The organism is Xylanibacter brevis P6B11 (assembly GCF_000621825.1).
GTDB lineage: Bacteria > Bacteroidota > Bacteroidia > Bacteroidales > Bacteroidaceae > Prevotella > Prevotella brevis.
Genome location: NZ_JHXG01000010.1, coordinates 45,532 through 66,217, shown reverse-complemented (window position 1 = coordinate 66,217; position 20,686 = coordinate 45,532). Strand labels below are relative to the sequence as shown.

Below are 20,686 nucleotides of genomic sequence, written 5' to 3'. Positions count from 1 at the left end.
GGTAGGAAAAAAATAGTATAATGCGTTAGCTTTTAGCTAATTTTTAACGATACTCCTCAGCAGATCGGTGCATCCCTCCAGCACATCATTCCACGTGGCCTCAAAGTTGCCGGTGTACCAAGGGTCGGCTACCTCGCCGGGACGCACCGTGAAATCCATCAGGCGGTGAATCTTCTCGTCGGGGTCGTCGCCACAGATGCGCTTCATGTTGCGTATGTTCCAGTCGTCCATGCCCACCAGCAGGTCAAAGCGCAGATAGTCCTGTCGGGTCATCTGTCGTGCCGTCTTTCCCTTGCACGAGATGCCGTGCTCGGCCAGCTTCCGCTTGGCCGGTGGATAGACCTCGTTGCCAATCTCCTCGGTCGAGGTAGCTGCCGACTCGATGTAGAACGAATCCTCAAGACCGGCATCGGCAACGATTTTCTTCATCACAAATTCGGCCATAGGACTGCGGCAGATATTACCGTGGCAGACAAAGAGTATCTTGGTTTGTTTCATGTCTAATATTGCGTGTTTCTTCGTTTTTTACATGCAAAGATAGCGTATTTTGGTCTAATAATGCGCTTTTTTCGCAGAATGTTTTGGCTTTTGACCGAAAATGCTTACTTTTGCACCATAATCTTTTGATGTTTAAAACCTATGAATCGATCTAATAAGTTGACACTTGTTCTACTGCTGACCATTGTCCTTGGGGTGGCATGGGTGCTCCGTGGTCATAACACTCCCTGCAAGGACTACAAAACCGTTGATGTGGAAGCCTTTCATCGCCTCATTTCAGGTTCCGACAGTGTGGTGCTGCTCGATGTCTGTACTGCCTCTGAATATGAGGATGCCTATCTGAAAGGCTCGTTGCTCATCGACTACAAAGCCGATTCCTTTAAGTCTGCAGCCCTCAGTCAGTTGCCCAAAAACAAGACCATCGCTGTTTATTGTCGCAGTGGTATCAGAAGTGCCTCTGCTGCAGAGTTCCTGTCTAAGGAAGGCTACAAGGTCGTAAACATGGAAGGCGGCACCGATGCCTGGATAGAAGCGGGCAAGCCCGTGCTCAGTAAGAATTAAATTCCCTCATATAAGACCCCCATTTTAGTGCCACTTTTCTCCGAGAATAGTGGCACTTTTCTATGAGAATAGCAGCACTCTTCTCCGAGAATAGTGGCACTTTTCTCCGAGAATAGTGGCACTTTTCTATGAGGATAGTGGCACTATTCCTGATGAAAAGCGTAACTGTTCTATTCCAATAGTTACGCTTTTGTCTTGCAATAGTGGCACTTTTGATCCCGATCTAGAGTCTAGAATACTCCATTCTAGGGTCTAGATCGACTGATTCTAGAGTCTAGAACGATCGATTCTAGGGTCTAGAATTATGTGTTCCAGGGGCTAGAACCGACAGCATACTGCCACTCTTAGTGTTTAAAGGCATTGGTATTGATACCTGAAAGCGCCAGTATTGATGTGCAAAAGTGCTGGTGTTGATTCGGAATAGGCCCAATATTCCAAGTGTTCTGTCTGGGGGAGTGTATATCAGACAGGCGGTATCAATATAAAATATAAAGCGGGAAAATACAAAAAGCGGATGTGCTCAGTAATGAACACATCCGCTTTGCTTTAGATGGTCTAGAGTTTAGTTGTTATATTCTTGCCAACTCTTGATCTTGATGTCGCTCTCGTCGATGGCTGTGAAGGCCTCGATGAAGGCCTTGGCCAGACGAACATTGGTCATCAAGGGCGTGTTGTGGTCGATGGCACCGCGACGAATGCGGTAGCCATTGGTCAGCTCACGCTTAGAGTGGTTTTTGGGTACGTTGACAATCAAGTCGAACTTATGATCGGCAATCATCTTCATCACGTTGTTGTCGCCCTCTTCATCAGGCCATGCCACTGACTTGGCAGCAATGCCATTGTCGTTGAAGAAACGAGCAGTACCTGGTGTGGCATAAACCTCGAAGCCCTGCTTTACCAACTGCTTGGCAGGCTCCAACAGGCTCACCTTGCCCTTAGCAGCACCGCTAGAGATGAGGATGGCGCCACCCTTCTTAGGTACACGATAGCCAGTGGCAATCAGGGCGTTGAGCAATGCCTCGTGGAGGTCGTCGCCCAGACAGCCCACCTCACCGGTTGACGACATGTCAACACCCAGTACGGGGTCGGCATTCTGCAGACGGGCAAACGAGAACTGAGAGGCCTTCACGCCGATGCGGTCGATGTCGAACTCTGACTTGTCGGGACGAGAGTAGGGGGCATCCAGCATGATCTTGGTGGCTGTCTCGATGAAGTTGCGCTTCAGAATCTTTGAAACGAAGGGGAACGAACGAGAAGCACGGAGGTTACACTCGATAACCTTCACCTCGCGGTTCTTGGCCAGGAACTGAATGTTGAATGGTCCGCTGATGTTCAGCTCGGCAGCAATGCGACGAGCGATCTTCTTGATCTGACGGATGGTAGAGAAGTAGATGTGCTGAGCGGGGAACACCATGGTGGCATCGCCCGAGTGAACACCGGCATACTCTACGTGTTCAGAGATGGCATACTCGATGACCTCACCCTTGTCGGCTACGGCGTCGAACTCAATCTCCTTGGTCTCGGTCATGAACTTAGACACTACAACGGGGAACTCCTTAGACACCTCGGTAGCCATGTTGAGGAAGCGGTGCAGCTCCTCCTCGTCGTAGCAGACGTTCATGGCAGCACCAGAGAGTACGTAAGAAGGACGCACCAGTACGGGGTAGCCTACCTCTGCTACGAACTCCTTAATATCGTCGAACGAGGTCAGCGCACGCCATGCAGGCTGGTCGATGCCCAGCTTGTCGAGCATAGCTGAGAACTTGTCGCGGTTCTCTGCACGGTCGATGTCCACTGGCGAAGTGCCCAGCACGGGAACACCACGGCGGTGCAACTTCATGGCGAGGTTGTTAGGAATCTGTCCGCCCACGCTGACGATGACGCCGCGAGGCGACTCCAGTTCGATGACGTCGAGCACGCGCTCCAATGACAACTCGTCGAAGTAGAGGCGGTCGCACATATCATAGTCGGTAGATACGGTCTCGGGGTTGTAGTTCACCATGATAGACTTGTAGCCCAGTTTGCGAGCGGTGTTGATGGCGTTGACAGAACACCAGTCAAACTCTACCGACGAACCGATGCGATAGGCACCAGAACCCAGTACGATCACCGACTTCTCGTTGTGATAGTAGGCGATGTCGTGCTGTACGGTGGGCAGGTAGGTGAAGTACAGATAGTTGGTCAGTTCGGGATGCTCGGAAGCAACTGTTGGGATGCGCTTCACAGAGGGCTGGATGCCACGGCTCTGGCGATAGCTGCGCACCTCCAGGTTCTCTTTCTCCATGTTGCCAGTCTCGGGCTTCAGGACGAAGCGGGCAATCTGGAAGTCGCTGAAACCGGCCTGCTTCACTTCGAGCAGCAGGGCATCGGGCAAGTCTTCCATCTTGTTGTAGGTCTGCAACTGGTGCTTCAGGTCCACGATGTGCTTCAGGCGCTCCAGGAACCAGGGGTCAATCTTGGTGAGCTCTTCGATGCGCTCAATGGTGTAACCCTCTTCCAGTGCCTGTGCAATGGCAAAGATACGCAGGTCGGTGGGGTTCTGGAGTGCGTCGTCGAGGTCTTCGAACTTGGTGTGGTCGTTGCCCACGAATCCGTGCATGCCCTGACCAATCATGCGCAAGCCCTTCTGGATCATCTCTTCAAAGCTGCGGCCGATAGACATGATCTCGCCCACAGACTTCATCGAAGAACCGATCTGACGGCTTACACCAGCAAACTTGGTAAGGTCCCAACGAGGAATCTTACAAATCATATAGTCGAGTGAGGGAGCTACATAAGCACTGCTGGTGGTGCCCATCTCGCCAATCTGGTCGAGGGTGTAGCCCAATGCAATCTTTGCTGCTACGAAAGCCAGAGGATAACCTGTAGCCTTTGATGCCAGAGCAGAAGAACGAGACAGACGAGCATTGATCTCAATGATGCGATAGTCGTTGGTCGTGGCATTGAAGGCAAACTGGATGTTGCACTCGCCAATGATGTTCAGGTGGCGTACGCAACGGATGGTGATGTCCTGCAGCATCTTGACCTGCTCTTCAGTCAGCGAACAGGTGGGTGCTACCACGATAGACTCACCGGTGTGGATGCCCAGGGGATCGAAGTTCTCCATTGAGGCCACGGTGAAGCAACGGTCGTTGGCATCACGGATGCACTCAAACTCAATTTCCTTCCAGCCTTTCAGAGACTCCTCTACCAGGATCTGTGGTGCAAAGGTGAAAGCACTCTCTGCCAACTCCTTGAAGGCGGCTTCGTCAGGACAGATACCCGAGCCAAGACCACCCAGTGCATAGGCAGAACGGATCATGATGGGGAAGCCAATCTCGTGGGCTGCCTTCAGCGCGTCGTCCATGTTCTCTACAGCATGGCTGACGGGCGTCTTCAGCTCAATCTCATCGAGCTTCTTCACAAAAAGGTCACGGTCCTCAGTGTTCATGATCGCTTCAACACTGGTGCCAAGCACCTCGACGCCGTATTCCTTCAGTGTGCCATTCTGATACAGCTCAGTACCGCAGTTCAGAGCTGTCTGTCCACCAAATGCCAAGAGGATACCATCGGGGCGTTCCTTCTTGATGATCTCGGTGACGAAATGAGTGTTGACGGGCTGGAAATAGACCTTGTCGGCGATGCCTTCTGAGGTCTGGATGGTGGCGATGTTGGGGTTTACCAACACGCTCTTGATACCTTCCTCGCGCAGGGCTTTCAATGCCTGCGAACCAGAGTAGTCGAACTCACCTGCTTGTCCAATCTTTAGTGCACCTGAACCGAGCACTAGTACCTTTTTGAGTTTTTTAATTGCCATAATTTCTTTATTATCCTTTGGGTTTACGATTCCGTGTGCAAAGTTACTTAATTCTTCCGAATTATAAGAAAAAGGGGAACGAAAAAATATAATATTATTTTCCGTTCCCTTTTCTTAAGGTCTTTTAATGGTTAAGAAACCAATGCGATGATTACGTCCGTTGCGACCTAAAGAGCGCAATTGATAGATGCCGTTAGGAATCTTCTTTACGTCTAAAGTCCTGGTGTAAGGAATAATCGTAATCGTCTGACCTTGAAGTGTTTCTATAATGATATACTTAGCGTCTAGGGTGTTCTCTTTTGTAGGAAGTACGAATACATTTCCTTCGGAGAAGAACTGGTCTGGACCTGTGGATTGACGTGGTGTTTGAGTAGCCTTTCCGTGATGTAATTGTATGGACTTACTCTCGATGCCAAAGCGGTTCATGGCCGTGACGGCATAGTACTTATGGGCTGGCACCTGAATGGATGTTTTGGTCTGTCGCACGGCTACCAGGTTTTCTGCCTTGGTGATATCCACCGGATAGGTGTCGGAGGCATAGACATTGTATAATAAATATGGAGCACCACTGTCGTCGTGAGCAGCTCCCCAGTGCAGTCGGGTGCCTTCGAGCGATAGCGATTTAGGGGCGCTGGGCACCGACTTTGTGGCCCATGTCATAGGTGGTACCAATGCCAGTGTGGCATCAAAAGCACGGGCGTAATCGTAGATGCCCTTCGTGTTGTCGGTGAAGAACTTAGAGCGGAAGTAGCAGTGGCCCACACCAATCTGTCGGCACACGTTCATCTGACGTGCCACCTGATCCAGTTCCCATTTGCCCTCTTTAGGATCCAGGAAATAGATGCCCAAGCCCGGCACGATGAGTCGGCCGTTGCTGTTCTCTTTCCAGTCGATGGCAAAGGGGAAGAAGTTGTTGTCGCGGAAGTACATCATGGGGAAGAGCTCGTCCATCAGACCTTCCTTCAGCCATAGTTGTGCATCTTGCGATACGGCAGTATGGGCATTCCAGCCACCGGCAGAGTAGCGTCTCAGATTGTCGTATTTGCCTATTGGCGAGCACGAGAACTTGATCCATGGCTTGCGGGGCTTGATGCTATGGCTAATCTTTCTCACGATGTCTGTGATGTAGTTGCGTCGCTGCTGAATGGTCTTCTTGGCCTTCAGTTTGGTAGGCCACGTCTCAGGATAACGGATGTAGTCCAGGTGGATGCCGTCAACGTCGTAGTTGTCCACAATCTCGCGGCATATCTTCACCAGATAATCACCAGTCAGGGTATTTTCGGGGTCCATGAAACCATCGTCGCCAATGCGCTTGACCAGGTTGGGGTGTTTCTGACGCATGGTCTTACAGCCAATCTTGTTCCAGTTGCCCATGGGGATGGTGACCACCCATGCGTGGCATTCCATGCCTCGCTCGTGACAAAGGTCGATGCAGAGCTTCAGAGGGTCATAGCCGGGATTCTTGCCGGGGGTGCCTGTCAGGCAGGTCTCCCAAGGCTCATATTTCGATGGGTACATGGTGGTGCCCCTGACACGAGCTTGAAATAAGACCGTGTTGATGCCAGCCGCTTTCAGTTGGTCGAGAATACTGATCATCTCAAGTTTCTGGGCCTTCTGTCCGGAAGATCTGGGCCAGTCGATGCCACCGATAGTGGTCAGCCACATGGCGCGGACTTCGTGTTTGGGAGAAGAGGAAAATTGGGCTTTTGTTGGTTGGATAGTAAGCAAACCAACAAGTAGTATGAATAGAATGAAACGATATCTCATTATTATTATTAAATTTTCGTGCAAAGTTAGGCTTTTTTTTTCATATTTCAAATAAAAATAGTACTTTTGCATTGCTAATTCACAAAAATAAGCAAAAATGATTACGTTTGTTGTGAGCCTCGTGGCTCTTGTTTTGGGCTATTTTATTTATGGTCGCTTTGTGGAGCGTATCTTTGGTCCAGATGATCGTCAAACGCCTGCAGTGGCAAAGGCAGATGGCGTAGATTTTATGGTTTTACCGGGTTGGAAGATCTTCATGATTCAGTTTCTGAATATTGCGGGTACCGGACCTATCTTCGGAGCTATCATGGGTGCTAAGTTTGGTCCTGCGGCCTATTTGTGGATTGTGTTGGGATGTATCTTTGCAGGTGCCACGCATGATTACTTGAGTGGTATGCTCTCTATTCGTAATGGCGGTGCCAACTTGCCTGAGATTATCGGACGTTATTTGGGTAATGTACCTAAGCAAGTGATGCTTATTTTCTCTGTGTTCTTACTTATGATGGTAGGCGCAGTGTTTGTTTACAGTCCGGCTTCTCTGCTTCAGAATTTGTTCCATACAGAGGGCACACAACTTGCTTTCCTCAGTAATAGTACTTTCTGGATTGTGGTAATATTCCTCTATTACCTGATTGCTACGATGATGCCAATTGATAAGATTATTGGAAAAGTGTATCCACTCTTTGCCTTCTCCTTGCTGTTTATGGCAGTGGCATTCCTGGTGATGCTATTCATCAAGCAGCCCGACATTCCAGAACTGTGGGAAGGGGTAGGCGAAGCTTCGCTGACCACGAAGAATATATTCCCATGTTTATTTATTACAATTGCTTGCGGCGCTATCAGTGGCTTCCATGCAACACAGAGTCCGTTGATGGCTCGTTGTGTGAAACATGAGAAAATGGGACGTCCTATTTTCTATGGTTCCATGATTACAGAAGGCTTCGTAGCGCTCATTTGGGCTACGGTGGCCATGTATTTCTTCTATAATGAACCTGTTGCAGGTTATCAGCAAATGGAGGGCGGTGAGGCTATTATCAGTAAGGCTCCTGCTATTGTAAATATGGTGAGCGAGAACTGGTTAGGCGTGTTTGGTAGTGTCTTGGCTATCCTTGGTGTGGTGGCAGCACCCATCACCAGTGGTGATACGGCTCTACGTTCTGCTCGTCTGATTATTGCTGACTTCATCCGTCTGGAACAGAGAAGCATACGTAAGCGTCTCTATGTATGTATACCTATGTTCTTGGCAGTTATAGCTTTACTCATCTGGCAGATGGCTAATCCAGATGGATTCGATGTGATCTGGAGTTGGTTTGGTTGGAGCAACCAGACATTGTCTGTCTTTACATTGTGGGCTATCACGGTCTATTTGGTTCGTGAGAAGAGAAATTGTTTGGTTACTTTTATCCCAGCCGTATTTATGACTACGGTATGTGTAACTTATCTGCTTTCAGAGCAGGCATTCCATTTGGAAACTGAATATGCTGGAGTTATTGCTGCATTAACGGCGATACTCTCTGCCGCATGGTTCATTATCTGGTTAGCAAATTATCGTAAAACCCTAAAATAAATTACTTATGAAAAGATTCTTTTTAATGACCCTTTGTGGTCTTGTCTTCTCATTGACTGGTAATGCACAGATACAGGATCGTCCGCCATTTGGCATGGACAAGTATTATGCATCTGCAAGTCTTTCTAATTTTAATCTTGACTATACTAAAGCAGAGAGCCTGAAGATGGGTTTTAATGCCAAAGGTGGTTATCTGTTCGAGGACGACTGGATGGTAACAGCCAACTTGGGTTATGACTGGCATAAGGTGGGCCCAAATGCTCTCTCAGCAGGTGCCGGTATTCGTTACTATATCGAGCAGAACGGACTCTATCTGGGTGCTGGTGCTAACTATGTTCACCGTCATAAGTTTGATGATTTCCTGCCTACGGTCCAGTTGGGCTATGCTTACTTCCTGAACCGCACCGTAACGCTGGAGCCAGAGGTGTACTACAACCTGAGCCTGAAGGATCATGTGGAGTACAGCGGTTTTGGTATCCGTATCGGTCTTGGTATCTATTTTGAATAATTGTTGTTTCAATATCTGAAAGTCATGTTAAGTGTAGAAGAACTGAACGACAAACTGATAGACCTGGCTTTTGCCGAGGATATCGGTGATGGCGACCACACCACGTTGTGCTGCATTCCTGCAGATGCCATGGGTGAGTCGAAGTTGCTGATTAAGGAGGAGGGTATCTTTGCTGGTGTAGAGATTGCCAAGGAGGTGTTCCGTCGTTTCGACCCCGAACTGCAAGTAGAGGTATATGTAGAGGATGGCGCGCATGTGAAGCCTGGCGATATCGTCATGAGCGTTAAAGGACGTGAGCAGAGCCTGTTGCAGACAGAGCGCCTGATGCTGAACATCCTGCAGCGCATGAGTGGCATTGCCACCATGACCCACCGCTATCAGCAGGCCCTGATCGATGCTGGCACCAAGACACGTGTGCTCGACACACGTAAGACGACTCCCGGCATGCGTATGCTGGAGAAGGAGGCCGTGAAGATTGGTGGTGGCATGAACCACCGTATCGGTTTGTTCGATATGATCCTGCTGAAGGACAACCATATCGACTTCTGTGGTGGCGTGCACAATGCCATCAGCCGTGCCAAACAGTATTGCAAGGATCATGGTAAGGATTTGAAGATCGAATGTGAGGTGCGCAACTTCAAGGAACTTGACGAGGCTTTGGCCGAGGGTTGCGACCGTATCATGTTCGACAACTTCACACCCGAAGACACTGCAAAGGCTGTGAAGATTGTCAACGGACGTGCCGAGACAGAGTCGTCGGGTGGCATCACCTACGACACGATGATCCCCTATGCCAAGGCTGGTGTGGACTTTATCTCCTTTGGTGCTCTTACTCACAGCGTGAAAGGTCTGGACATGAGCTTCAAAGCTGCTGGAAGTGATAAATTGATAATTAAGTAAAAGCTAATTTCTTTTGATGATAGAACAGCCTATCAGCTTGCTCTTGGGATGTACACCATCTGGGAGAGAGCTGATAGGTTAGTACAAACAACGTAAAATGAAAAAGTTATTTTTACCTCTTTTTGCCTTGATGGCAACAACTTCTTTTGCCTGCACCAACTATATCGTTGGTAAGAAGGCTTCTGCCGATGGTTCAGTCATCTGCTCGTATAGTGCTGATAGTTATGGTATGTTCCAGGGATTGGTACACTATCCTGCTGCTAAGCATGCTAAGGGCGAACTGCGCAAAGTGTATGAGTGGGACACCAACAAGTACCTGGGCGAGATTGCCGAGGCCGAGGAGACCTACAACGTGATTGGTAATATCAACGAGTGGCAGGTGACCATCGGTGAGACAACCTTTGGTGGTCGCGAGGAGATGATCGACACCACGGGTGTTATCGACTATGGTTCACTGATCTACATCGCCCTGCAGCGTTCTAAGAATGCCCGTCAGGCTATTGATGTGATGACTTCACTGGTTGAGAAGTATGGCTACTACTCAAGTGGTGAGACCTTCACCATCTGCGACCCTAACGAGGCTTGGATTATGGAGATGATGGGTACTGGTAGCGACCGTAAGGTGGAGAAAGCTCGCACCGTATGGGTGGCTGTGCGCATCCCCGACGATATGATCTGCGGTCATGCCAACCAGAGTCGCATCACCACCTTTAATATGAAGGATAAGGAGAACGTGCGCTACTCAAAGAATGTGGTGTCTTATGCTCGTAAGATGGGCTGGTTCAGCGGTAAGGATGCTGAGTTTAGCTACAACGCTGCTTATGCTGCTCCCGACTTCTCTGGTCGCCGTATGTGCGATGCACGTGTGTGGACATTCTTCAATCGCTATGCCGACGGTATGGACCGCTACATTCCTTGGGCAGAGGGTAAGGATGCTAATGCCGAGGCTATGCCTCTGTGGGTGAAGCCCAACAAAAAACTTTCTGTTCAGGATATTGAGGTAGCTATGCGCGACCACTATGAGGGCACTCCTCTGTCACTCGATCAGGATCTGGGTGGTGGCATCTGGGATATGCCTTACCGCCCCACACCTCTTTATTTTGAGGCCGATGGCAAGAAGTACTTCAACGAGCGCCCTGTATCTACTCAGCAGGCTGGCTTCGTCTTTGTCAGCCAGATGCGTTCATGGATGCCACGCGAAGTGGGTGGCTGCTTCTGGTTTGCCAACGATGATGGCAACATGGCTCCATTCACACCAGTGTATTGCTGTGCTACAGAGTCGCCCCGTCCTTACAACACACCTGGTGTTGACGAGTTGAACTTCTCTATGGATAATGCGTTCTGGGTTCAGAACTGGGTGTCTAACATGGTTTATCCCCGCTACTCAATGATGTTCCCCAGCCTGAAGCAGGTACGTGACTCGCTCGACAACTCATACTTCTGTGCTCAGAAAGAGGTAGAGGACAAGGCGCTGACGCTCGACGAGGCTGCTCGTGTGAAGTATCTCACTGGATATACTGCAGAGAAGGCCGACCAGATGCTGGCTCGCTGGTGTCAGTTGGCTACCTATCTGATTGTGAAGTACAATGATATGACCATCAAACCTGAACAGAACGGTCGTTTCACACGTACAAAGTATGGTCTCGGTTCTACACCGGTGCGTCCTGGCTATCCCGCAAGATATGCTCGTGGTTTAGCTAAGGAGGTTGGTAGCAGACTTGAAGAACCACAGAAATAATACCTCGAAAGGCCAGAACTCAGTTTCTGGCCTTTCTTCTTAAGTTTTCCCGATAAACATTTGGTTGGTTCGGAAAAATGTATTACCTTTGCATGCACTTAAAGGGAGAACTAAAATGAATTTTTTTCTCTCCTCACGCTCGGCCATTAGCAAGCAAGCTTGCATGGCGCTCACTTAATCGGAGAGTTGGCAGAGTGATCGATCGCGCTGGACTCGAAATCCGGTATACCCTTATGGGTATCGGGGGTTTGAATCCCTCACTCTCCGCAAAGAAAAAAAAGAGGACTCAAAGGTCCTCTTTTTTGTTGTTCCTATATTTATTATAATGTGTATCGACGGGGTGGGAGACCCAGCCTTATCCTCTTGCTATTCGTGGTGATAAGGTTCGCCCTTGATGATGGTGCAAGCACGATAGATCTGTTCGGTGAAAACCAGTCGCACCATCTGGTGAGAGAAGGTGAGTTTCGAGAGTGATAGCTTCTCGTTGGCACGTGCATAGACGGCGGGTGAGAAACCGTAAGGGCCACCAATGACGAAGACCAATCGGCGGACGGTGTTCCTCTTCTGTTCCAGCCAGGCGGCCAGCTCGATGCTGCGTAACTCCTTGCCATGTTCGTCCAGCAGCACCACGGTGTCTGACGGTTGTATCTGTTTCAGTATCAGTTCGCCCTCGGCGGTCTTCTGCTGTTCCTCAGAGAGGTTCTTGGTGTTCTTCAGTTCAGGGATGACCGTGATGTTGAAGGGCATATAGTGTCCTATACGCTCTGCATAGTCGTTGATGCCAGCCACGAAGTGCTTGTTCACCGTCTTACCTACCAGGATGAGCTCAGTCTTCATATTCGTGCTTACGCTTAGGGTTCATGGGGAACCATCCCTTTTGAACGCGCTTTTTCTGGGCAAAGAGTTCGCCGATGCCCCACAGTGCCGAAGCCCCAAAAACACCGATGCTGGCCGAGATGATGGCATTCTCGATGAACAGTGCTGCTATCAGACATACGATGCCGATGAGCAGGTATATCTTCCAAGGCCAGGTGCCCCAGTGATATTCTGTCTTAATGACGATGGGATGCCATATGCCGATGGCGAGAAATGTGCAGAAGGCAATGATAATTCCTGTGAAATACATGTCTTATTATTTATTGTGCATGCAAAGGTACGCATTTTTTTTCTATTTAATGGTCTCATCGCTCAGGAAATCGTCCCAGTGTATCTGATAACCATTGAACACGTTCAGGTCAACATCGCCTTGAATGCCCCTCACACGACCGCAGTCACTTAGTTGCCACAGGGCCAGTCTGACGTCGGGCTTATACTCGCCGTATCGGGCTATCCAGAATAGGTATTTCTCCTTCAGGTCGGGTGCCTGATCCAGGTAGGTGTTGATGAATCGCTGGTTGACGTAGAGCAGTGGGCGCGTGTGGGTTGCGCGCTCTACAATGTTGATCCAGGTGCGTATGTCGCTGAACATCTTCTTCGGGCCGCCTCCCTTGCGTATCATGGCGTCTGTGGGTTCAATGTCGAGCATGGGGGGCAGGTCGCCCTTCTTAAACTGTGTGTTCTTCAGGAAGTAGTGGGCCTGCTCTCTGGCATCCTTTCCCACCGTGAAGAAATGGTATGCACCCACGCGGATGTTCTGTTTGCGTGCGTTCTGATAGTCGGTGGCAAAGTAGCGGTTGGTGATGGTGGCTCCCTGTGTGGACTTGATATAAACGAAGCTGACGGGGTAGTTTGCATCGCCATCCACGCGCTGACTGCTGATGCGTCTGCCCATGTTCGTGATGCGCAGGTGGGCCCAGTCGATAGGGAAGCGTCGGCGACCAATCTCGTGCTGATAGCGAGAGATGTCGATGCCATAGATGCGTTCGCTGGTGTAGTGCATACGCTCACCGCGAAAGGCATCTCGGCTCCACTGGCCTGCTTTCAGGTGGGCGGTGCTGACACTAAAGCCAAAGCCTTCGCGCTGGTCATGTTGCCAGTGTCCCTCGTAGAAAGAGCCGTCCACCGAACGGTATGAGCCGTGTCCGCAGGCCTCCATGGCACTGTTCATCATGCCTGCATAGATGCCTTTCTCGTCCATGCGTATACCGCTGACCAGTGTGTCGGCATTGAACATGCCAATGATCAGTCGGCCCTGTCTGTCGGTGGTTACGCCCTTGCCTTGGCGCCTGCCGTGCTGCCAGTGCATCAGGTTGCGTGCCATCGCCCTCCCTTTAGGCAGATAGATAGCTTGTGTAGAATCACCGTCCTCTGCATATCGTATCACCATGTCGAAGCCCTCGTCACGCACGTTGTGACGATCCAGATAGTATTCCAGTTCTTTGGCTATTTGTTCATCGCGCTCCCTGGTGCCGACCGTGTCTTGTGTCACCAGACCTTCTGTGTCTATATCGTCAAAATAGGTTGGTGTTGTCTCTTGTCGCTGGGTGCATCCACAAAGGAAGAGTAGGGGACTGATAATTAGAAAAAGACGATTCATGACTTCCATATAATTAATTGAATTACGCAGATTACACAGGATGTGACCTGCGCAATCTGCGTAACGTGTGTTATGCTGCTTAATGATTAGCAGAGCTTGCGTGAGCCGTCGCCGATGACTACATCGTAAACCTTGGGCTCATGACCATATTTAGCGTTGAACTTCTTCTTGGCATCCTCAACAAACTGCTTGTAGAGGTCGTTGCGAACCAGGTTGATGGTGCAACCACCGAAGCCACCACCCATGATACGGCTGCCAGTAACGCCGTTCTCCTTGGCGATGTCGTTCAGGAAGTCGAGCTCCTCGCAAGACACCTCGTAGTCCTTTGACAGACCCTCGTGAGTCTTGTACATCATCTCACCAACCTTCTCGTAGTCGCCCTCGTTCAAGGCGTCGCAGACTGCCAATACGCGGTCCTTCTCGCCCAGCACGAACTTAGCGCGCTTGTAGTCTTCTTCACCTACTTCAGCCTTCACCTCTTCCAGCTGCTCCCATGTGCAGTCGCGCAGGGTCTCAAACTTACCCTCTGGATGCTTAGCCTGGATGTGCTTCACTACGTTCTCGCAGCTATTGCGACGATCGTTGTAGGGAGAACCTGCCAACTGGTGCTTAACCACTGAGTCGAGCAGTACCAGACGGTAGCCATCGGGCTTGAATGGGAAGTATTCGAACTCACGGCTGCGGCAGTCCAGACGCATCAGGCAACCTGCCTTACCGAATACAGAAGCAAACTGGTCCATGATACCGCAGTTTACACCGCAGTAGTTGTGCTCAGTAGCCTGACCAGCCAGTACCATATCCCACTGGCTAACCTTGTTCTCGCCGAAGATGTCGTTCAGACCGCAAGCGAAGCAGCTCTCCATAGCGGCGGAAGAAGACATACCTGCACCGAGGGGCACATCACCTGCAAAGGCAATGTTGAAACCCTTTACGGGTACACCCAGCTTCTTCATCTCCAGGGCGATACCATAGATGTAGCGTGCCCATGAAGCCTTAGGACCTGCGGGGTCAGAGAGCTTGAAATCTACACGGTCTTTCAGGTCGATAGCGTATGCCATAACGGTATCTTCAGTACCGTTGGCGCGCATCTCAGCTGTAACACCTTTGTCCACTGCACCGGGGAATACGAATCCGCCGTTATAGTCTGTGTGCTCACCAATCAAGTTGATACGACCGGGAGAGGTATATACGTTACCTGTCTTTCCGTCGAAGTGCTTGATGAAGCGCTGTCTTACAAATTCGATATCAATCATAATGTTTTTAAGTTTATTAGGTTTGTATTAGAGTATTAATCTACGTTGATGTCCTTGTTCACGTTCTTGCAACCAACGGTAGCGTAGAACAGAATGTAGGCCAACATGGCGATGACGAGCCAGTAGCTGGTGATGTTGCCAGTGCTGCTAGCAATGCTCTGCTGGATGAGAGGCATGATGCCACCACCTACAACCATGGTCATGAAGATACCAGAAGCTGCCTCGGTGTACTTGCCCAAACCCTCAACAGAGAGGTTGAAGATACCGCCCCACATAATAGAGGTGCAGAGACCGCAGGCTGCAATGAAGAAGGCCTTCACGGGAATGTCGTGACCATCATATACCACGGTGCTGCTCTCGGGCATGAAGATGGCAATCAGCAGCAGGGCGATAGCCAAGCTTGATACCACAATCATCTGGAGTGAGGTAGAAACCTTACCAGAGATCACACTTGATGTAGCACGACCAACCATCATCAGAATCCAGTAGATACCGGCAATCACACCACCAACGGCTGCAGAGCCTTCGAAGCCCAGGTCAGTGACGTAGAACTGCAGGTGCATGGGGATTCCAATCTCGATACCTACATAGAAGAAGATAGCAATGACACCCAGCAGTGTGTGACGGAATGCCAATGGGCTGTGTTCATACTGTGGCTGCTCCTTGCCCAGAGTAGGCTCGGGGATAGATACGCGGCTGATGATGATGAAAGAGATGGCGAATACGGCCATACCGATGAACAGCAATGGAGCCACGTTGCTCATGCTGGTCTCAGCTGTCACCGTACCTACGAGGATACCTGTGAGCATAGGTGTCAGCGTTGCAGTCAGTGAGTTCAGTGTGCCACCAACCTGGATGAGCTGGTTACCCTTGTTGCCACCGCCACCGAGCAGGTTCAGCATGGGGTTCACCACGGTGTTCAGCATACATACGCAGAAACCGCAAACGAAGGCGCCCAGCAGATAGATGATCAGGTTCAATGCAACGGGAATCTCCTGATATGTGAATACATAGGTGGCGTCGCCAGCGATGCTCGACAGATACTGCAGAGCCAGACCAATCAGACCTACGGCCAGTGCAATCAGTGCGGTCTTCTTATAGCCGTACTTGATCAGCATCTTACCTGCGGGAATACCCATAAACAGATAAGCGGCGAAGTTCATCATGTTACCCCACGCCTTAGCAAATGGATATGTGAAGCCCCAAATGTTGCCAAAGGGCGCACCCATGTTTGTTACAAAAGAGATCATCGCGAAGATGAAGCACATCGTGATGATGGCAATTACTTTGCTGTTGTTGTTTGTTGAAGTCATTTTTTGTTTTTAGTTTATGATTACTATTCAGTTACTCCGAATTTATAGATGGTCTTCTGCTTGTAGCGCTGACCGGGATTCAATACGACAGATGGGAAGTAAGGACGGTTGGGACTGTCGGGGAAGTGCTGGCACTCGAAGCAGATAGCCGAGCGGCGTCCGAATGTGGCACCGTGGATACCCTTATAACCGTCTGCCCAGTTGTCGCTATATACTTGTACGCCAGGCTCGGTGGTGTAAACCTCCATGGTGCGTCCGCTCTTGGGCTCGGTCAGTCGTGCAGCGAAGCTCAGTTCGCCCTCTTCTTTCTTGTTCAGCACGAAGCAGTGGTCGTAGCCAGCGCCGTGTTTAATCTGGATGTCGGCGGCGTCGATGTCCTTGCCCACAGCCTTTGGTGTGCGGAAATCGAAGGGTGTGCCTGCCACCTTCAAGATCTCACCTGTAGGAATCGATGTGTCGTCGATGGGCACGTAGAAGTCGGCATTCAGCTCCAGTATCTGATCGTCGATAGTAGGTGTGGGATCAGCCGTACCTGCCAGAGAGAAGAAACCGTGGTGTGTCAGGTTGATGATGGTCTTCTTATTGGTTGTAGCCAGATATTCCAGCACCAGCTCGTTCTGGTCGGTGAAGGTGATCTCTACCGTGATGTCAACCTCGCCGGTGAATCCCTCTTCTCCGTAGCTCGACACGCGGTGCAAAGCCAGTGCGCGAGGGCCCATCTGCTTGGCATCCCATACGCGGGCATGGAAACCGCGAGGACCGCCGTGAAGGGCGTTAGGACCATTGTTAATGGCCAACTGATATTCCTTGCCGTTCAGTGTGAACTGTCCCTTGCAGATTCGGTTACCAAATCGGCCGATAAGGGTAGAAAGGAAGGGCTCTGGGGAATTAATAACTGATTGGATATTGTCGTGACCCTGAATCACGTTAGCAACGTTACCGTCTTTGTCTGGTACCATGATGGCACAAATGGCGCCACCGTAATTTGTGATGGCTACTTCGTATCCCTTGCGGTTACGGAGGATGTAAAGATCGGTTTTCTTACCGTTGACTGTGGTCTGAAAGTCCTCTCTTTTCAGACCACACAGATTCACATTTTCTGTTGTGTTCGCCATAATCAAAAGTTTTTAGTTACTGTAACTTTGTTGCAAAGGAACAAAAAAAAGCCGATATGAGCAAACATATCGGCAAAAAAATGTTGTTAAAAACACCTAAATTCGAGATTTCAGGAAGTCGGCTACAACATAAGTGCTACCGCCTATAAAGATAACATCTTCACTTGTAGCATTTTGTAGTGCAGCCTCGTAGGCTTTATCCACTGTGGGGTAGCATTCGCCTTTCAGTCCAAATTGCTCTCCAAATACCTTCAGCGAGGTCTCTGGGAAGGCTCTTTTGGTGCTTCCTTTAGTATAATAATAGGTGGCATTCTTCGGCAGCATGTTCATCACGCTGTAGATGTCTTTGTCTTCGACCATGCCAAACACGATGCGCAGCTGATGACAGGGCAGTTCCTCCAGTTGTTTCGACAGGTATTCCCAGGCGCCTGCATTGTGACCAGTGTCGCATATGACCATGGGCTTCTTTCTGACCACCTGCCATCTGCCTTTCAGTCCGGTGATGCTCATTACGTTCATGAAGGCCTGGTTCATCTCCTTCACCCCTTTGGTCATGTTGTCTTCGATGTTGGATGACGACAGATAGCCACTGTCCATCAGGCTGTCTAACATCTTGATGATGGTGTTCGCATTTTTGACCTGATAGGTGCCAGACAACTCACCATCAAACTCTACGTTGCGGTTTGTCTTGTAGTGCATGATGCCACCGGGCAGAGCCTTATACTCGACAATGGCGGGTTCGTCTTCAGCAAAGGTGATAGGGGCACCGGCCACCTTGGCCAGTTCCTCGAATACCTTGCGTGTCTCAGGAGTAGCCTCACCGATAATCACGGGGACACCAGGCTTGATGATGCCACCCTTCTCAAAGGCAATCTGCTCGAGCGTAGAACCCAGCAGTTTGGTGTGGTCCAGCGAGATGTTGGTGATGGCGCTGAGTATAGGGGTGATGATGTTGGTGCAGTCCAGTCGGCCGCCCAGTCCCACCTCTACGACAGCGATGTCAACGTTCATGTCGCTGAAGTACTTGAACGCCATAGCCGTTGTGATTTCAAAGAAAGAGGGATGCAGAGGTTCAAAGAATCCTTTCTCACTTTCTACAAAGTTGACCACATAATCCTTGGATATGGGTGTGCCGTTCACGCGGATGCGCTCGCTGAAGTCCACCAGGTGTGGCGAGGTGTACAGTCCTACGCGGTAGCCGCAAATCTGCAGGAAAGCTGCGATGGTGTGCGACACCGATCCCTTGCCGTTGGTTCCCGCAATGTGTATGCTGCGGAACGTCTTGTGTGGATGACCGAAATGTTCGTCCAGAGCCATGGTGGTCTCCAGTCCTTCTTTGTAGCCAGTAGCTCCCTGACTTTCGTAGTTAGCGGTCTGGCTGAACAGGTATTCGGTTACTTCTTCGTAGGTCATAGGTCCCTTTTAGTTGAAATAGTTCTTGAACTTCTGGAAGATGCTGTCGCGTGTCTCCTTGTCGCCCTTGAAGTTGTCGCTCTCCTTGAATGCCTCGATGGCCTTCTTCTCGTCGTGCGACAGGGTCTTAGGCACGTAGATGCTGATGTTCACCACCAGGTCGCCACGGCCTGTGCCATAGCCCTTCACAGCGGGCAGTCCTTTGCCTCTCAGGCGCATGGTCTTGCCGGGCTGTGTGCCGGGTTCTATCTTCACCTTCAGCACCTTGCCTTCGATGGTAGGTATCTCTACCTCGCCGCCCAGGGTCGCTGTGGGGAAGTCCAGCAGCAGGTTGTATATCAGGTCGTTGTCGTCACGGATAAAGGTGTCGTGAGGCTCTTCTGCGATAAATACCTGTATGTCGCCGGGGATGCCGTTGTTCATACCGGCATTACCCTTGCCCGAGATGTTCACCACCATACCTTCGGCTACGCCAGCGGGGATGTTCACCTCTACCACCTCTTCGCCCTTGGTGACTCCAGTGCCACCGCAGTGCTTACACTTGTTCTTGATGACCTGACCCTGACCGTGACAGGTGGGGCAGACGCCCTGGCTCTGCATCATACCGAAGATGCTCTGTGTGGTGTGGGTTACCACGCCTGAGCCATGACAGGTGGGACAGGTCTCCATGCCGCTGCCGCCCTCGGCGCCAGTGCCATGACAGTGCTCGCAGGGCACATCCTTGCGCACCTTGAATTTCTTGGTGACGCCCTGGTTGATCTCCTCCAGTGTCAGTCTCACCTTCAGGCGCAGGTCGCCGCCACGATGCTTCTGTGGACGAGCCTTTCCGCCGCCAAAGCCACCGCCGAAACCGCCGAAGCCATGACCGCCGAAGATGTCGCCAAACATCGAGAAGATGTCGTCCATGTTCATGGATGCGCCACCGCCGAAGCCACCGAAGCCATCACCGGCACCACCGTTCAGTCCGGCGAAGCCAAACTGGTCGTATTGCTGGCGCTTCTGTGTGTCGTGCAGCACATTGTAGGCCTCTGCGGCCTCCTTGAACTTCTCCTCGGCCTCTTTGTCGCCGGGGTTGCGGTCTGGGTGATATTTGATGGCAATCTTTCTATATGCCTTCTTAATCTCTGCCTCTGAAGCCGTCTTTTCGACGCCCAGCACCTCGTAGTAGTCTCGTTTCTGTGCCATTGGTTTATTGTCCTACAGCTACCTTTGCGTAGCGGATTACTTCATCGTTCAGTTTATAGCCGGTGGCCATGCAGTCGATGACCTTGCCTTTCTTGTCGTCGCCCATGCCGGGAACCAGTGCCACGGCCTCGTGCAGGTTGGTGTCGAAGTCGGCATTCTCGGTCTCAATCTTTGTCACGCCCTGAGCCTCCAGAGTCTTCATCAGCTTTTGGTAGATCAGTTGCATGCCTTCGCGCAGCACCTCGATGTCGTCGGTCTTCTTGCCGTTCTCCATGGCGCGCTCCATGTCGTCGATGACGGGGAGTAGGGCGGTGATGGTCTTCTTGCCACCGTTCAGTATCAGCTCCTGACGCTCCTTGATGGTGCGCTTGCGGAAGTTGTCAAACTCGGCCATGGTGCGCAGATACTTATCTTTCAGGTCGGCAATGATCTGCTCGGCCTCGTCTTGCTTTTCAGCGTTCTCGGCAGCGTCAGCATTCTCAGCCTTCTCGGTGTTCTCCGTATTCTCGGTGTTCTCCTGTTCGGCTGCCACTTGGTCAGTGGTCTGCTCCTGCTCTTCGATGTTTATGTCTTTTTCTGTCATAATTGCTTATGTT

The 20,686-nt window shown here is 50.6% G+C and carries 17 protein-coding genes and 1 tRNA gene; 6 read left to right on the top strand and 12 right to left on the bottom strand.

Annotation, left to right across the window (positions count from 1 at the left end):
* Positions 1 to 36: 36 nt before the first annotated feature.
* Positions 37 to 498 carry a low molecular weight protein-tyrosine-phosphatase gene (locus T496_RS0106600; protein WP_044110772.1) on the bottom strand — a complete coding sequence of 154 codons (462 nt, stop codon included), beginning with the start codon at positions 496 to 498 and terminating at the stop codon, positions 37 to 39.
* Between the two features lie 141 nt (positions 499 to 639).
* On the opposite strand from T496_RS0106600, the gene T496_RS0106595 reads away from it, so the two are divergent.
* Positions 640 to 1,059 (top strand): rhodanese-like domain-containing protein, encoded by a 420-nt coding sequence (locus T496_RS0106595; RefSeq protein ID WP_052342116.1) that lies wholly within the window; start codon positions 640 to 642, stop codon positions 1,057 to 1,059.
* A gap of 562 nt (positions 1,060 to 1,621) precedes the next feature.
* Here T496_RS0106595 and carB read toward each other — a convergent pair.
* Together carB and T496_RS0106585 are read right to left on the bottom strand one after the other, a co-directional pair.
* Entirely contained in the window at positions 1,622 to 4,855 is a 3,234-nt protein-coding gene (gene carB, locus T496_RS0106590) for a carbamoyl-phosphate synthase (glutamine-hydrolyzing) large subunit (protein ID WP_027450045.1), read from the bottom strand.
* Between the two features lie 114 nt (positions 4,856 to 4,969).
* Positions 4,970 to 6,520, bottom strand: coding sequence for a glycoside hydrolase family 10 protein (locus tag T496_RS0106585; protein ID WP_231478020.1), 1,551 nt, complete (start codon positions 6,518 to 6,520; stop codon positions 4,970 to 4,972).
* Between the two features lie 199 nt (positions 6,521 to 6,719).
* On the opposite strand from T496_RS0106585, the gene T496_RS0106580 reads away from it, so the two are divergent.
* The 5 genes from T496_RS0106580 to T496_RS0106560 all read left to right on the top strand — a co-directional run bounded on the left by T496_RS0106580 (position 6,720) and on the right by T496_RS0106560 (position 11,602).
* On the top strand, positions 6,720 to 8,189 hold the full coding sequence (locus tag T496_RS0106580) for a carbon starvation CstA family protein (RefSeq protein WP_027450043.1): 1,470 nt from the start codon (positions 6,720 to 6,722) through the stop codon (positions 8,187 to 8,189).
* Positions 8,190 to 8,196: 7 nt separating this feature from the next.
* Positions 8,197 to 8,697, top strand: coding sequence for an outer membrane beta-barrel protein (locus T496_RS0106575; RefSeq protein ID WP_027450042.1), 501 nt, complete (start codon positions 8,197 to 8,199; stop codon positions 8,695 to 8,697).
* A 24-nt stretch (positions 8,698 to 8,721) separates the two neighbouring features.
* Positions 8,722 to 9,597 carry a carboxylating nicotinate-nucleotide diphosphorylase gene (nadC, locus tag T496_RS0106570; protein ID WP_027450041.1) on the top strand — a complete coding sequence of 292 codons (876 nt, stop codon included), beginning with the start codon at positions 8,722 to 8,724 and terminating at the stop codon, positions 9,595 to 9,597.
* 97 nt (positions 9,598 to 9,694) lie between these two features.
* Positions 9,695 to 11,335, top strand: coding sequence for a dipeptidase (locus T496_RS0106565; RefSeq protein ID WP_027450040.1), 1,641 nt, complete (start codon positions 9,695 to 9,697; stop codon positions 11,333 to 11,335).
* A gap of 180 nt (positions 11,336 to 11,515) precedes the next feature.
* Positions 11,516 to 11,602 (top strand) — tRNA-Ser (locus T496_RS0106560).
* A 99-nt stretch (positions 11,603 to 11,701) separates the two neighbouring features.
* On the opposite strand, the gene rlmH is transcribed toward T496_RS0106560, so the two are convergent.
* From rlmH to T496_RS0106515, 9 genes are all read right to left on the bottom strand, one after another.
* The gene (gene rlmH, locus T496_RS0106555; protein ID WP_027450039.1) at positions 11,702 to 12,172 is read right to left on the bottom strand and encodes a 23S rRNA (pseudouridine(1915)-N(3))-methyltransferase RlmH; all 471 of its coding nucleotides are present in this window, start codon (positions 12,170 to 12,172) and stop codon (positions 11,702 to 11,704) included.
* On the bottom strand, positions 12,162 to 12,461 hold the full coding sequence (locus tag T496_RS0106550; protein WP_027450038.1) for a DUF4491 family protein: 300 nt from the start codon (positions 12,459 to 12,461) through the stop codon (positions 12,162 to 12,164). The genes rlmH and T496_RS0106550 overlap by 11 nt, the downstream gene beginning before the upstream one ends.
* Positions 12,462 to 12,503: 42 nt before the next feature.
* Complete coding sequence (locus T496_RS13650) at positions 12,504 to 13,811, bottom strand: GH25 family lysozyme (protein WP_197018937.1); 1,308 nt, start codon at positions 13,809 to 13,811, stop codon at positions 12,504 to 12,506.
* Positions 13,812 to 13,897: 86 nt separating this feature from the next.
* Complete coding sequence (galK, locus tag T496_RS0106540) at positions 13,898 to 15,061, bottom strand: galactokinase (protein WP_027450037.1); 1,164 nt, start codon at positions 15,059 to 15,061, stop codon at positions 13,898 to 13,900.
* 38 nt (positions 15,062 to 15,099) lie between these two features.
* Positions 15,100 to 16,377, bottom strand: coding sequence for an MFS transporter (locus tag T496_RS0106535; RefSeq protein ID WP_027450036.1), 1,278 nt, complete (start codon positions 16,375 to 16,377; stop codon positions 15,100 to 15,102).
* 23 nt (positions 16,378 to 16,400) lie between these two features.
* Positions 16,401 to 17,492 (bottom strand): aldose epimerase family protein, encoded by a 1,092-nt coding sequence (locus tag T496_RS0106530; RefSeq protein WP_027450035.1) that lies wholly within the window; start codon positions 17,490 to 17,492, stop codon positions 16,401 to 16,403.
* Between the two features lie 96 nt (positions 17,493 to 17,588).
* The gene (locus T496_RS0106525) at positions 17,589 to 18,905 is read right to left on the bottom strand and encodes a bifunctional folylpolyglutamate synthase/dihydrofolate synthase (protein ID WP_027450034.1); all 1,317 of its coding nucleotides are present in this window, start codon (positions 18,903 to 18,905) and stop codon (positions 17,589 to 17,591) included.
* Between the two features lie 9 nt (positions 18,906 to 18,914).
* On the bottom strand, positions 18,915 to 20,090 hold the full coding sequence (dnaJ, locus tag T496_RS0106520; protein WP_027450033.1) for a molecular chaperone DnaJ: 1,176 nt from the start codon (positions 20,088 to 20,090) through the stop codon (positions 18,915 to 18,917).
* 4 nt (positions 20,091 to 20,094) lie between these two features.
* The gene (locus T496_RS0106515; RefSeq protein WP_027450032.1) at positions 20,095 to 20,673 is read right to left on the bottom strand and encodes a nucleotide exchange factor GrpE; all 579 of its coding nucleotides are present in this window, start codon (positions 20,671 to 20,673) and stop codon (positions 20,095 to 20,097) included.
* Between the last annotated feature and the right edge of the window lie 13 nt (positions 20,674 to 20,686).

What these genes read in the sequence shown, in the direction of transcription:
- T496_RS0106600 (WP_044110772.1), bottom strand. Translation starts at nt 498, where the DNA reads ATGAAACAAACCAAGATACTCTTTGTCTGCCACGGTAATATCTGCCGC.
- T496_RS0106595 (WP_052342116.1), top strand. Translation starts at nt 640, where the DNA reads ATGAATCGATCTAATAAGTTGACACTTGTTCTACTGCTGACCATTGTC.
- carB (WP_027450045.1), bottom strand. Translation starts at nt 4,855, where the DNA reads ATGGCAATTAAAAAACTCAAAAAGGTACTAGTGCTCGGTTCAGGTGCA.
- T496_RS0106585 (WP_231478020.1), bottom strand. Translation starts at nt 6,520, where the DNA reads ATGTGGCTGACCACTATCGGTGGCATCGACTGGCCCAGATCTTCCGGA.
- T496_RS0106580 (WP_027450043.1), top strand. Translation starts at nt 6,720, where the DNA reads ATGATTACGTTTGTTGTGAGCCTCGTGGCTCTTGTTTTGGGCTATTTT.
- T496_RS0106575 (WP_027450042.1), top strand. Translation starts at nt 8,197, where the DNA reads ATGAAAAGATTCTTTTTAATGACCCTTTGTGGTCTTGTCTTCTCATTG.
- nadC (WP_027450041.1), top strand. Translation starts at nt 8,722, where the DNA reads ATGTTAAGTGTAGAAGAACTGAACGACAAACTGATAGACCTGGCTTTT.
- T496_RS0106565 (WP_027450040.1), top strand. Translation starts at nt 9,695, where the DNA reads ATGAAAAAGTTATTTTTACCTCTTTTTGCCTTGATGGCAACAACTTCT.
- rlmH (WP_027450039.1), bottom strand. Translation starts at nt 12,172, where the DNA reads ATGAAGACTGAGCTCATCCTGGTAGGTAAGACGGTGAACAAGCACTTC.
- T496_RS0106550 (WP_027450038.1), bottom strand. Translation starts at nt 12,461, where the DNA reads ATGTATTTCACAGGAATTATCATTGCCTTCTGCACATTTCTCGCCATC.
- T496_RS13650 (WP_197018937.1), bottom strand. Translation starts at nt 13,811, where the DNA reads ATGAATCGTCTTTTTCTAATTATCAGTCCCCTACTCTTCCTTTGTGGA.
- T496_RS0106535 (WP_027450036.1), bottom strand. Translation starts at nt 16,377, where the DNA reads ATGACTTCAACAAACAACAACAGCAAAGTAATTGCCATCATCACGATG.
- T496_RS0106530 (WP_027450035.1), bottom strand. Translation starts at nt 17,492, where the DNA reads ATGGCGAACACAACAGAAAATGTGAATCTGTGTGGTCTGAAAAGAGAG.
- T496_RS0106525 (WP_027450034.1), bottom strand. Translation starts at nt 18,905, where the DNA reads ATGACCTACGAAGAAGTAACCGAATACCTGTTCAGCCAGACCGCTAAC.
- dnaJ (WP_027450033.1), bottom strand. Translation starts at nt 20,090, where the DNA reads ATGGCACAGAAACGAGACTACTACGAGGTGCTGGGCGTCGAAAAGACG.
- T496_RS0106515 (WP_027450032.1), bottom strand. Translation starts at nt 20,673, where the DNA reads ATGACAGAAAAAGACATAAACATCGAAGAGCAGGAGCAGACCACTGAC.